The organism is Pseudomonas sp. NFACC43, assembly GCF_900119645.1.
Taxonomy (GTDB): domain Bacteria; phylum Pseudomonadota; class Gammaproteobacteria; order Pseudomonadales; family Pseudomonadaceae; genus Aquipseudomonas.
In genome coordinates this window covers 367,657-382,049 of record NZ_FPKK01000003.1, presented here as the reverse complement: position 1 = coordinate 382,049, position 14,393 = coordinate 367,657, and the positions used below count along the sequence as shown (strand labels likewise).

2 protein-coding genes (1 of these 2 running past the window's edge) are annotated in these 14,393 nt (G+C 66.1%); both read left to right on the top strand.

What is annotated here, in order from left to right:
• Positions 1-11,151 carry the 3' portion of a non-ribosomal peptide synthetase gene (locus BT179_RS08535; RefSeq protein WP_072430713.1) on the top strand. The gene continues 2,385 nt to the left of window position 1, outside the view, so only the last 11,151 of its 13,536 coding nucleotides appear in the window; its start codon lies beyond the left edge, outside the window; its stop codon occupies positions 11,149-11,151.
• Positions 11,148-14,393, top strand: a complete 3,246-nt coding sequence (locus tag BT179_RS08530) for a non-ribosomal peptide synthetase (protein ID WP_072430712.1) — start codon at positions 11,148-11,150, stop codon at positions 14,391-14,393. The genes BT179_RS08535 and BT179_RS08530 overlap by 4 nt, the downstream gene beginning before the upstream one ends.

Below are 14,393 nucleotides of genomic sequence, written 5' to 3'. Positions count from 1 at the left end.
GTCTGGAACCTCTACGGCCCGACCGAGACCACCATCTGGTCGGCGGTGCATCCCTTGAGCCATGACAACAGTCGTCCGTTCCTCGGCAAGCCCCTGGACAACACTGCGCTGTACATCGTCGGCAGCGACCTGACGCTCAACCCGCCCGGCGCCCCGGGTGAACTGCTGATCGGTGGCCAAGGCCTGGCCCGTGGCTACCTCCAGCGCCCGGCGTTGACGGCCGAGCGTTTCGTCCCGGACCCGTTCTCCACCACTGGCGAGCGGCTGTACCGCACCGGCGACCTGACCCGCTATCGGGCCGAGGGCGTGGTGGAGTACATCGGCCGCATCGACCATCAGGTCAAGATCCGCGGCCTGCGTATCGAGCTGGGGGAAATCGAAGCGGCGCTGCTGGCCCAGGACAGTGTGCGTGAAACCGTGGTGATCGCCCATGAAGGCCCGACCGGCGCGCAACTGGTGGCCTATGTGGTGCCCACCGCCAGTCCGATGCCCGACCCGCAAGGCGAGGCCGCGGCGCGCACCGCCCTCAAGGCCGCGCTCAAGGCGCAATTGCCCGAGTACATGGTTCCGGCGCACCTGGTGTTCCTGGCCCAGCTGCCGTTGACGCCCAACGGCAAGGTCGATCGCAAGGCGCTGCCGGCCCCGGATGTCAGCGAGGTGCAAAGGGCCTACGTGGCGCCCCGCAGCCTTCGCGAGCAACAGGTGGCGCAGATCTGGCAGCAAGTGCTCAAGCTCGAACGGGTAGGGCTGCAAGACAACTTCTTCGAGTTGGGCGGTCACTCGCTGCTGGTCACCCAGGTGGTGTCCCGGGTCCGTCGGGTGCTGGGCATCGAGGTGCCGCTGCGCAGCCTGTTCGAACACGGCACGTTGCAGGATTTCGTCGGCGCCCTCGACGCAGGCCAAGGCCCGCAGGCGCCCGCGCTGGTGCCGGTGCCACGTGACAAGCCGCTGCCGCTGTCGTTTGCCCAGGAGCGCCAATGGTTCCTGTGGAAAATGGACCCCGACAGCGCCGCCTACAATATCCCGACCGCCTTGCGCCTGCGCGGTACGCTGGACAAGGACGCCTTGCGTCGCAGCTTCGAAGCGCTGGTGGAGCGTCACGAAAGCCTGCGCACCGCTTTCGTCGAAGACGACGGGCGCACCTGCCAGGTGATCCGTCCACAGGGCCAGGTCAGTGTCGTCGAGCGGCGCCTGGACGGGGAGGACGAGGCCGCCATCCAGGCGTTCCTCGAACAGCAGACCCAAGGCCCGTTCGACCTCCTGAACGACGCGTTGCTGCGCGTGGCGCTGCTGGCGCTGGGCGAGCAGGAGCATATCCTGGTGCTGACCCTGCATCACATCGTGGCCGACGCCTGGTCGTTGCAGGTGATGGTCGATGACCTGATGAGCCTGTATTCGGCATTCGTCGAGGAGCGGCCCGCGCAATTGCCTCCCTTGGCGGTGCAGTACGCCGACTATGCGATCTGGCAGCGGCAATGGATGGACGCCGGCGAGCGGGAGCGCCAACTGGCCTACTGGACCGAGCAGTTGGGCGGCGAACAGCCGCTGCTGGAGTTGCCCACCGACCATCCGCGTCCGGCGCAGCAAAGCCAGCGTGGCGCGCGTTTGCCGATCGTGATCGATCCTTCGTTGAGCGATGCCCTCAAGGCACTGGCCCGACGGGAAAACGTCACCCTGTTCGTGCTCTTGCTCGGCGCTTTCCAGGCGCTGCTGCAACGCTACAGTGGGCAATCCGACATCCGCGTCGGGGTGCCGATCGCCAACCGCCAGCGGCTGGAGACCGAGCGGTTGATCGGGTTCTTCGTCAACACCCAGGTATTGCGAGCCCGGTTCGACAGCCAACTGACCGGCACCGAGCTGCTGCAGCAGCTCAAGCAGACCGCCATGGCGGCGCAGATGTATCAGGACCTGCCGTTCGAGCAACTGGTCGATGCCTTGCAGCCGCAGCGCAACCTGAGTCACAGCCCGCTGTTCCAGGCCATGTTCAACCATCGCAACGAAACCGATGCAGCCTTTGCCAATGGATTGCCCGGCCTGGCAGTCGAGCCCCTGGGCTGGGCGCAGCGCACCGCCCAGTTCGATCTGAGCCTGGACACCGTCGACAGCCCGCAAGGCTTGCATGCGGCCCTGACCTACGCCACGGATCTGTTCGAGCCGGCCACCATCGAGCGCATGGGCCAGCACTGGCTCAACCTGTTGCAGAGCCTGGTGCAGGACCTGCATCGCCCTGTGGCGCAATGCACCTTGCTGGGGGCTGACGAGCGTCGGCGGATGCTCGTCGACTGGAACGCGACGGCGGTTCGCTACCCCCTCCACCGCACGGTGCAAGGCCTGATCGAGGAGCAGGTGCGCAACCACCCGGACGCTCCGGCGCTGATTTTCGGCGAACAGCGCCTGAGCTACGGCGAACTCAACGCCCGGGCCAATCGACTGGCTCATCGGCTGGTCGATCACGGCGTCGGCCCGGACGTGCTGGTGGGCATCGCCGTGGAGCGCTCCGTGGAAATGGTCCTGGGACTGTTGGCGATCCTCAAGGCCGGCGGTGCCTACGTTCCTCTGGACCCGGAATATCCGCGGGAGCGCCTGGCCTATATGTTCGAGGACAGTGGCATCGACCTGCTGCTGACCCAGGGCCATTTGCTGGACCTGCTGCCGATCCCGGGCGGCATGTACAGCCTGCTGCTGGACGCGACTGACGACGGCCTGTATGCCGACCGCGACAGCGATCCGCAGGTCGACGTCCACGGCGAGAACCTGGCGTATGTGATCTATACCTCCGGTTCCACCGGCAAGCCCAAGGGCGCGGGCAACCGGCATTCGGCGCTGGTCAACCGGCTGTGCTGGATGCAGCAGGCCTATGGGCTCGATTCCACGGACAGCGTGTTGCAAAAAACGCCGTTCAGTTTCGATGTGTCGGTGTGGGAGTTCTTCTGGCCGCTGATGACCGGTTCGACCCTGGTGGTGGCCGCGCCGGGGGCACATCGCGACCCGACCCAACTGATCGGGCTGATCACCGCGCACCGCATTACCACGCTGCACTTCGTTCCATCTATGTTACAGGCCTTCGTGCAAGATCCCCACGTAGCCGATTGCACCAGCCTCAAGCGCATCGTCTGCAGCGGTGAAGCGTTGCCGGTGGACGCGCAGCAGCAGGTGTTCGCCAAGCTGCCGAATACCGGCCTGTACAACCTCTACGGCCCCACCGAGGCGGCCATCGACGTGACCCACTGGACCTGTGTCGAGGAGGGTCGCGACAGCGTGCCCATCGGCCAGCCGATCGCCAATCTGGGCACCTATATCCTGGACGACGAACTGGCCCCGGTGCCGGTGGGCGTGATGGGCGAGCTGTACCTGACGGGAGAGGGGCTGGCCCGCGGCTACCATCGCCGCGCCGCGCTGACGGCCGAGCGGTTCGTCACCGGGCCCTTCGGCCAGGGACAACGGCTGTATCGCACCGGTGACCTGGCGCGGTACCGCGCCGATGGCGTGATCGAGTACGCCGGACGCATGGACCACCAGGTGAAGATCCGTGGCCTGCGCATCGAGCTGGGGGAAATCGAAGCGCGCCTGGCCGAGCACGAAGAGGTGCGCGAAACGGTGGTCATCGCTCAGGACGGTACCTTGCTGGTGGCCTACCTGGTGCCCACCCGTGCCGAGCTGCTGGACGCCGACGACGATGCCCGCCAGGCGCTGCAAGCCCGCCTCAGGGATCACCTGGGCCGCGCATTGCCCGACTACATGGTGCCGCAGCGATGGCTGTGGCTGGAAAGGATGCCTGTCAGCCCCAACGGCAAACTGGGGCGCAAGGCACTGCCCCGTGCCGATATCAACGCCAGTCCCAAGGCCTGCGTCGCACCGGGCACGGCCCTGGAACAGGCCCTGGCCGACATCTGGCAAAGCGTGCTGGGGGTTGGGCAGGTGGGTATCCACGACAACTTCTTCGAGCTCGGGGGCGATTCCATCATCTCCATCCAGGTGGTCAGCCGGGCTCGCCAGGCGGGCATCCATTTCAGTCCCAAGGACCTGTTCGTCCACCAGACCATCCAGGGCCTGGCCGGCGTGGCGAGCATGGGCGACAGCGGCCCGGTTATCGACCAAGGCCCGGTGACGGGCGATGCGCCGTTGCTGCCGTTCCAGCAACTGTTCTTCGACCTGGACATGGCCGAGCCGCATCACTGGAACCAATCGTTGCTGCTCAAGGGCAGGCGGCCGGTCCACGCCGGGCATCTGGAGCAGGCGCTGCAAGCGCTGGTTGCCCATCACGATGCCTTGCGCCTGGCCTTCGTCCGTGAGGGCGATGGCTGGCTCGCTCGCCATCGCACACTCGCCGAACAGCACGCGGTGTGGCAAGACTCGCCGCTGTTGTGGACCGCAGAGGTGGCCGATGCCCCGGCGCTCGAACAATTGGCCGAACGGGCCCAGCGCAGCCTCGCACTGGACCATGGCACGCTGTTGCGCGGGGTCTTGGCGAACCTGGCCGACGGCAGCCAGCGGCTGCTGCTGGTGATCCATCACCTGGTGGTGGACGGTGTCTCCTGGCGCATTCTGCTGGAAGACCTGCAACAGGCTTATGCCCAACTGCAAGCCGGACAGCCCCCGGCGCTTGCGGCCAAGACCAGCGCCACCCAGGCCTGGGCGCAACGTTTGCAGGCCCATGCCGGCAGCGCGGCGCTACTGGCCCAGATGGCTTATTGGCAAGGCCAGTTGGCAGGTGCACGCGCCGACCTGCCTTGTGACCGCCCCCAAGGGGGCATGCTCAGGTGCCATGCCGCGCAGGTCCAGACACGCCTGGATAAACAGCAGACCCAGCGCCTCTTGCAGCAAGCGCCGGCGGCGTATCGCACCCAGGTCAACGATCTGCTGCTGACGGCCCTGGCCCGGGTAATCGGCCGCTGGACTGGCGAAGACTCCACCCTGATTCAATTGGAGGGGCATGGCCGCGAGGCGTTGTTCGATGACCTGGACCTGAGCCGCAGCGTGGGCTGGTTCACCAGCCTGTTCCCGGTGCGCCTGACGCCAGCGGCCACTGCGGCGGACTCCATCAAGACCATCAAGGAGCAGTTGCGGGCGATCCCCGACAAGGGGCTCGGATTCGGTGTGCTGCGCTACCTGGGCGACGAGCAGACGCGTCGCACCCTGGCGGCCCTGCCCATGCCTCGCATCACGTTCAACTACCTGGGCCAGTTCGACAGCGGCTTTACCGACGATGCCGACGGCTTGTTTGTCCCGGCCAGTGAATCGGCCGGTGCGCCCCAGAGTCCCCTGGCGCCGCTGGACAACTGGCTGACGCTCAACGGCAGTGTCTATGCCGGTGAGCTGAGCATCGACTGGGCGTTCAGCACACAGATGTTCGACCCGGCCACCGTCCAGGCCCTGGCCCTGGACTACGGCCGGGAATTGCTGGCGCTGATCGAGCATTGCTGCCAGGCGCAGCACCAGGGCTTCACGCCTTCGGACTTCCCCCTGGCCGGCCTGACCCAGGCCCAGCTGGATGCCCTGGCCGTGGCGCCCGGGCAGGTCGAAGACATCTACCCGTTGTCGCCCATGCAGCAGGGCATGCTGTTCCATACTCTCTACGAGCAGCAGGCGGGCAACTACATCAATCAACTGCGCGTGGACGTCGAGGGGCTGCAGGTCGAGCGCTTCCGCCAGGCCTGGCAGGCCGCCATGGATGCCCATGAAGTGCTGCGCAGCAGTTTCGTCTGGGAGGGCGATTTCAAGCGGGCCCTGCAGGTGGTGCACAAACGGGTGGAGGTTGAATTCCTGTTCCACGACGGGCATGCCAACCCCGGGCTGTCCCGGGACCTGGACGCTCTCGCCCTGGCCCAGCGCCAGCAAGGCTTCGCGCTGGACGCCGCGCCGTTGCTGCGCTTGGCCGTGGTGCGGGTGGCGCAGGATCGCTATCACCTGATCTACACCAGCCATCACATCCTGATGGACGGCTGGAGCAATTCGCAGTTGCTCGGTGAAGTGCTGCAGCGCTACAGCGGCCAGGCACCGGCGCGACCGGCTGGATGCTACCGTGACTACATCGACTGGTTGTCGGCCCAGGATCCCCAGGCCAGCGAGCGGTTCTGGCGCGCACAATTGGCCGAGCTGGACGAGCCGACACACCTGGCAGGGGCCTTTGCCCGGGACTCGCGCAGTGAGGTCATCGGTCACGGCGAGTACGAGCAGTGGCTCGATGAGCGCGCCACGGCGCGGCTGCATGCCTTTGCCCGAGAGCAGAAGGTGACAGTCAACACCCTGGTGCAAGCGGCCTGGCAGTTGTTGCTGCAACGCTGCACCGGACAATCGGCGGTGGCCTTCGGCGCCACGGTGGCCGGACGCCCCGCGTCCATTGCCGGCGTGGAGCAGCAGATCGGCCTGTTCATCAACACCTTGCCGGTGATCGGCAGCCCCCGGGCGGAGCACAGCGTCGGCCAATGGTTGCAGGACGTCCAGGGGCGAAACCTGAGCCTGCGCGAGCATGAGCACACGCCCCTGTTCGACATCCAGCGCTGGGCCGGGCAGGGCGGCGCGGCACTGTTCGACACCTTGCTGGTGTTCGAGAACTATCCGGTTTCCCAGGCGTTGCAAGCGGGCGCGCCGGCCACGTTGCGTTTCGGCGAGGTGGCCAATCACGAACAGACCAACTACCCGCTGACCCTGGCAGTGAACCTGGGCGAGACGCTGTCGTTGCTGCTGAGTTACAGCCGCGACAGTTTCGCCCCGGGAGACGTTGCCCGCATCGGCCAGCACCTGGCGCACCTGCTGGAGCAGATCGCTCTGGGTGGCGAGCGCACGGTGGGGCAATTGTCATTGCTCGATGCCGGACAGCTGGCGGTTCAGCAGGGCTGGAACGCCACCGCCATCGAGTACCCCCTCGACCACAGCGTCCATCGCCTGATCGAAGCGCAGGTGCGGAAGACCCCTGACGCCTGCGCGCTGGTCTTCGGCCAGCAACGGCTCAGCTATGCGTTGCTCAATGCCCAGGCCAACCGCCTGGCTCATCTGCTGATGGAGCACGGTGTCGGTCCGGATGTGCTGGTGGGCATCGCCGTGGAGCGTTCGGTGGAAATGGTGGTGGGCCTGCTGGCGATCCTCAAGGCCGGCGGTGCCTATGTCCCGCTGGACCCGGAATATCCACAGGATCGCCTGGCCTACATGTTCGAAGACAGCGGCATTGGCTTTCTGCTGACCCAGGGGCATCTGCTTGACCAGTTGCCCGTGCCGACGGGCCTGCGCAGCCTGGTGCTGGACCAGCCGGGCGACTGGCTGGCGGGGCGCAGCGATGCCAACCCCGCGGTCGAACTGCAGGGCGAAAACCTCGCTTATGTGATCTATACCTCCGGTTCCACCGGCAAGCCCAAGGGCGCCGGCAACCGTCATTCGGCCCTGGTCAACCGCTTGTGCTGGATGCAGGACGCCTACCGGCTGGAGGCGAGCGACAGCGTGCTGCAAAAGACGCCGTTCAGTTTCGACGTCTCGGTCTGGGAGTTTTTCTGGCCTTTGCTGACCGGCTCCACATTGGTGATGGCGCCTGCGGGGGCTCATCGCGATCCGGAGCAATTGATCGAGCTGATCACCACCCATCGGATCACCACGTTGCACTTTGTCCCCTCGATGTTGCAGGTGTTCATGCAGGATCCGGCGGTCAGTCGTTGCCAGAGCCTCAAGCGCATCATCTGCAGCGGCGAAGCGCTGCCGGTGGATGCCCAGTTGCAGGTCTTCGCCAAGCTGCCAGGGGCCGGTCTCTACAACCTGTACGGCCCCACCGAGGCCGCCATCGACGTGACCCACTGGACCTGCGTCGATGAAGGTCGCGATGCGGTGCCGATCGGCCAGCCCATCGCCAACCTGGGCACGTTCATCCTCGACCACAACCTGTCGCCATTGCCGGTGGGGGTGACGGGCGAATTGTACCTGGGCGGCGAAGGCCTGGCCCGCGGTTACCATCGTCGTCCGTCGCTGACGGCCGAGCGATTCGTCACCAGCCCGTTCGGCGACGGTGCGCGCCTGTACCGGACCGGCGACCTGGCGCGCTACCGTGCCGATGGTGTCATCGAGTACGCCGGGCGCATGGACCACCAGGTGAAAATCCGTGGCCTGCGCATCGAGCTGGGTGAAATCGAAGCGCGCCTGGCCGAGCACGACGAGGTCCGCGAAAGCGTGGTCATCGCTCAGGACGGCACGGTGCTGGTGGGCTATGTGGTGCCGCAGTCGCCAGCGTGGCTGGGCGGCGACGGCACTAGCAGCCAGGGGCTGGAGCAGGCGTTGAAGGCCCACTTGAGCCAGCACCTGCCCGACTACATGGTTCCACAGCACTGGTTCGTGCTGGAGCGCATGCCGGTCAGCCCTAACGGCAAGCTTGAGCGTAAGGCCCTGCCACGCTTCGATGCCAGCCAGGCGCAGCAAGGCTTCGCGATGCCCGAGGGCGAACTGGAGCAACGGATCGCCGCTGTCTGGCAAGAAGTGCTGGAAGTGGAGCAGGTCGGGCGCAACGACCATTTCTTCGAGCGCGGCGGCCACTCCCTGCTGGCGACCCAGGCCGTTTCCCGTCTGCGCAGGTTGACCCGTTATCCGCTGAGCCTGCGTGATCTGTTCAACCATCCACAGCTCAAGGCATTGGCGACGCTCATTGCAGGCCATGGGGAGGGGCCGGTGCGGGCGGGGGACTCTGGCGGGGTACGGCTCGTGGCCCATGGGCCGCGGCGCTCGGCACCGCTGTCGCTGGTGCAGCGACGCTTGTGGATCGCGGAACAGTTGTCCGGCGGCACCTCCGCGTATGGCATGCCCATGGCGCTGCGCCTGTGCGGCGAATTGTCGGTGGAGCGCCTGCTAGGCAGCTTTGCTGAGGTGATCCGCCGCCACGATGTGCTGCGCACCGCGTACACCCAGGATGACGAAGGCGACCCGGTGGCGCTGATTGCCGATGAGGTCCGGCTGGACTTCCCGGTAATCGATCTGTCCGGTCTCTCGCCCAGCGCCCAACGCGAGCGGGTGGCCCAGGCGACCCTGGAAAATGCCCGTACGCCGATCGATCTGGAACAGGCGCCGCTGTTGCGCGGGCGGATCCTGCACCTGGGACCGACCGAGCATGTGCTGCTCTACGCCATGCATCACATCATCTCCGATGGCTGGTCCATGGGGCTTTTGATCAACGAACTGGTGCAGGCCTACGAGGCATCCGCCAAGGGCGAGCCGCTGTCGCTGCCGCCCCTGGAGGTCCAGTACCAGGACTTCGCGTTGTGGCAGCAGGCACTGGAAGAGCAAGGGGTGTTGGCGCGTCAGGCCGAGTACTGGAAACAGCGGCTTCGCGGCTACGAGGGACGCCTGGACCTGCCGCTGGACAACCCCCGCGGCCAGACCGCTTCCTATGACGGCGATGCGTTGCAGTTCCAGCTGTCCGCAGCGTTGACCGAGGCCTTGCGCCGGCTGTCCAGCAGCGCTGGCGTCACGCTTTACAGCACCATGCTGGCGTCGTTCCAGGTATTGCTGCACCGAGTCTGCGCGGCACAAGACGTGGTGATCGGGGCGGACGTGGCCGGACGCGAGCGACCGGAGCTGGAGCGCTTGATCGGCTTCTTCGTCAACGTATTGCCCCTGCGTTCGCGCCTTGACGCCCAAGCCACGTTCTCGCGGTTCCTGGGGCAGACCCAGGACGACCTGCTGGGCGCACTGGAGCACCAGGACCTGCCGTTCGACCAGATCGTCGACGTGTCGGGCGTGCCTCGCCACAAGGGCATGAACCCGCTGCTGCAGGTGCTGTTCGTGATGAACAACGTCCCGGTGCGTACCCGTTCCATGGCCGGTCTGAACGTGGAGTTCCTGCCGGCGCTGCAGACCCATTCTAAATTCGACATGGCGCTGTTCGTTGACGAAGAAGAAGGGCAATTGCGCGGTAATTGGCAATTCGCCACAACCTTGTTCGGACACGAGCGCATCCAGTACCTGATCCAGGCCTGGACAGCCCTGTTGGAACAGATCGTCGCTGATCAGGACATTCAATTGGGAGCTATCAGCATGCCAGTCGACAACTTGGCGGCAGCCGTCACGCCTGCCACCGTCCCGGGGCCCAAGGCCGATAAACTGGGCAAGTTCCTCAAGCGTTCCGTGACGCCGCTGGCCAAGGCCCGCCCGGCACGGGTGCGTGAATCGCTGGTGGCGGCGCCCCAGCGATTCCCGTTGATGCTGGAGCCGGGCGAGCCTCACCTGGATGTCATCGAGTGGATCCAGAAGAACCGGCCGTTGATCGAGCAGAAGCTGGCCGAGCACGCCGGCATTCTCTTCCGCGGTTTCGAGCTGGACGGCATCCAGGGCTTCGAGGCGTTCGCTGAAGCCATACAGCCGGGGCTTTATGGTCAGTACGGCGACCTGCCCAAGAAGGAAGGCGGCAAGAACACCTACCGCTCCACGCCGTACCCGGAGCGCAAGATGATCTTGTTCCATAACGAGAGCTCCCATCAGGACCGCTGGCCACGCAAGCAGATGTTCTATTGCGAACAGGCCGCGCCGGTAGGAGGCGCGACCCCGGTGGTGGACTGCCGGTTGATGTACGAACGGCTGCCGGCGGACATCCGCCAGAAGTTCGAGGAAAAGGGGCTGCTCTACGTGCGCACCTTCACCGACAAGCTCGACGTGTCGTGGCAGCACTTCTTCAAGACCGAAGACCGCAGCGAAGTCGAGGCCCGCTGCCGGGCCGGCGGCATCCAGTGGCGCTGGCTCGACAACGACGAGTTGCAGACCCGCACACCGGGGCCCGCGATCATCACGCACCCGATCACCGGTGAGAAGTCGTTCTTCAACCAGGTGCAGTTGCACCACATCTACTGGCTGGACCCGGACGTGAGGGAGGACCTGCTGTCGATGTTCGGCCTGGAACGGATGCCCCGGCATGTCTACTACGGCGACGGCACCCCGATCGAAGACGAGGTGATGCAGCGCATCGGCCAGCTGTACGAAGCCTGCGCGGTGCGTTTCGACTGGCGCAAAGGCGATGTGATCCTGCTGGACAACATGCTGGTGGCCCACGCCCGGGATCCGTTCGAAGGCCCCCGCAAGATCGTGGTTGCCATGGGCGACATGTACGACCACAGCAGCCTGGAGCGTCCGTCGGTCGCCGGGCAAACCGCCCTGGGCGAACTCAATACCGAGGAAGTCGGAGCATGAACGAGGTCACGATGGACGCGCAGGATCCGGGTTTCGCCCTGGCGCCCGAACAACAGCGGGTACTGGAGCAGTTGCCGAACACGGCGACCTGTGGCGAGGCCATGCGCTGGCTGACGGTGCTCATCGATGGCGAGCTCGATCCACAGCGCCTGCAGCTCGCGCTCGATACGTTACTGGCGCAGCAGCCGATGCTGCTGGCGCGCCTGGTCAAGGTCGCCGGCTTCCACGGTCTGCGTCAGGTCGCCAGCGGTGCCGGGCGCTTCCCGCTCACGGTACGGACGGGTGAGCAAGGGGGCGAGCAAGTCCAGGCGCAGATCGAGGAATCGATGGGCCGCGCCTTCGTGGCCGGCGAATCGGAAAGCGTCCAGGCGGCGCTCTATCGCCTGGCGCCGCAGCAATGGCAACTGGTGCTGGGCATCGCCCGCTACGGTGCCGATGCGCAATCCCTGCGCTTGCTGCTCGAGCACCTCCAGCAGGCATACGCTGCGGCTTCGGCACCGGAAGATGAAGCGCCGGGCGACGAAACGCCGGGTGAGTTCGCCCAGTACCTGGAATGGCGCAGCGAAGTGGTGCTCGATGAAGATGCCTCCAGCGCGCGAGCCTACTGGCAGCAACACCTGCAAGGCGTGCAGGCGGACATCGCCACGCCTTGGCTGGCCGATCGGGGCGCCAGTGGCGAGACGGGTGTCGCCGACGCGCGCCTGTCCCTGACCTTGACGCCTGCCCAAGGCGATGCCTTGCAAAGGCTGGCCGAACAGCTCGGTCAGCCCCTCGCCACGTTGCTGCAAGGTGCGTGGTGGCTGCTGCTGGGCCGTCTGGGCGGGCTCGAGCAGACGCTGGTGGGTGTGCGTCACGACAGCCGCGAGGATTACGATTACTTCGCCAACGCCGTGGGGGTGTTCGAAAAAAACTTGCCCCTGTGCGTTTCGTTGCCGGCCACCCAGCCGTTCAACGAGTGGTTGGCGGCGCTGGCGGTGCGCCTTGAAGAACACCGAACCTGGCAGGAATACTGGGCGCCGGAACTGACCCCCGAGGCGGCGCGCCCGGCCTATGGCTTTACGGCAGGGCAGGCGCCGACTGCCGGCCACGCCGGCGGCCTGGCCTGGGTCGTGTCGCAAAGCGCCGGTGTGCAGGCCGATGGGTTCGAGCTGCTGTTGCAGGTTCGATTGCAGGATGATCGGCGACTAGCCTCGATCGACCTGTGTTATGCCCGTTCGCGTTATGCCCCTGCCTCGGCCACAGCCCTGTTGGAGCAGTACGGCGTGCTGCTGGCCTCGATCCTCGCAACGCCGCAAAGCCCATTGGCGCGGCTCAGCCTGCTGGGACACGTCGAGGAGCAGCGCCTGCTGGCGATCAACCCGGCGATGCAGGCATTGCCGGACAACCGTTACCTGCCGCAGCGCATCGCCGACCTGGCCGTTGCAACGCCCCATGCCATGGCCTTGACCGACGCCCACGAGCAATTGAGCTACGAACAGCTGCATGCCCGGGTCGAGCGCTTGGCGGGAGGGCTCAAGGCGCGTGGGCTGGGGGACGGTTCGATGGTCGCCCTGGCATTGCCGCGCTCGGTCGACCTGGTGATTGCGATGCTGGCGGCCTGGCGCGTGGGGGCGGCCTACCTGCCCCTGGATGCGCAGTGGCCCCAGGCGCGCCAGGCATTGATGCTGGAGCAGGCCGGCGCTACGCTGTTACTGACCGACGCGGCGCATCTGTCGGCCTGGCAGGAGGCGCCGCACACGGTACTGACCGTGGCTGAACTCGGTCAGTCGAGCGCGCCATTGGCCGGGCTCGCCACCCGGGGCAACGATGTCGCATACGTATTGTTCACATCCGGCTCCACCGGCGTGCCCAAAGGCGTGGTGATCGAGCATCGACAGTTGCTCAACTACACCGCCCAGGCCAGCCAGGCACTGGGACTGGAGCAGTGCAGGCACGTGGGTTTGAGCTCCACCGTGGCGGCGGACCTGGGCAACACGGCCCTGTTTGGCGCGTTGTTCAACGGGGCGGCCTTGCATGTAGCCAGTGATGAGCAGATGCAGGACGGCGTGTTGTTCGCCGAGTACCTGCAGCGACACGCGATCGACTGCCTGAAGATCGTACCGTCGCATCTGGCGGCGCTGCTCGACACTGAGCGGGCGACGCTGCCGCGAACGTTGATTCTCGGGGGGGAACCGATTGCCGCTCCGTTGATCGAGCGCATTGCGCGGGTGCGTGGCGATTGCCGGGTGTTCAACCACTATGGGCCGACCGAGGCCACCGTTGGCGTGATGATCCATCCGTTGACCCTGGACGGTGGTGCCGACGATTGCTCGGCCCTCAGCCAGGTGCTGGGCAATAACCGGGTCTACGTGCTGGACGCCGACCTGCGCCTGGCGCCGGTGGGCATGCTGGGTGAGTTGTATCTGGGCGGCGCGCAGCTGTGCCGGGGCTATCTGGATGCCGAAGCCGATGGGCAAGCGTTCATCCAGAGTCCTTTCGATCCGGCGCAGCGGTTGTATCGCACCGGCGACCTGGCGCGTTACCGCGCGGACGGTGCGATCCAGTTGCATGGTCGGCGCGATCAGCAGGTCAAGGTGCGCGGGTTCCGTATCGAACTGGCGGAAATCGAGGCCGAGCTGCTGCGCCTGCCAGGGGTGGCTGAAGCACTGGTGCTGCCGGCAGCGTCGGCCGAACAGGGACTGCTGGCCTTCGTCGTGGCGCAGCCGGGGCAATCGGTGGGCTTGCTGGACGCCGCGCGTAGCGGGCTGAGCGCTCGCCTGCCCAGTGTGATGGTGCCAGCGCACCTGCAACTGATCGAACAATTCCCACGGTTGGCCAACGGCAAGATTGATCGCAAGGCGCTGCAACAGCTGGCCGGCGCGGCGGCGAATAGCCAGGACGCCGCGCCGCGCGATGGACTGGAGCAGTTGCTTGCCACGCGTATGGCGCAGTTGCTGGGGCTGGAGCGAATCGGCATCGACCGCGACTTCTTCGCCGCAGGGGGGCATTCGTTGCTGGTGATCAAGTTGGTGGCCGGTATCCGCAAGCTGCTGCAGTGCGAGATCCATCCAGGGCTGGTCTTCGATCATCCGACGGTGGCGTCCCTGGCGTCGGCCTTGAAGGCGGTGGAAAGCAGCCCGGGGCAACTGGAAAAAATGGCCCAGGTGCGTTTGCGCATGGATGCGATGAGCCCCGAGGAAAAGGCCCGCTTGACCGAACAGGCGCGGCAGCAGCAAGCCGCCAGGGTCGCCCAGGGCAACTGA

What these genes read in the sequence shown, in the direction of transcription:
- BT179_RS08530 (WP_072430712.1), top strand. Translation starts at nt 11,148, where the DNA reads ATGAACGAGGTCACGATGGACGCGCAGGATCCGGGTTTCGCCCTGGCG.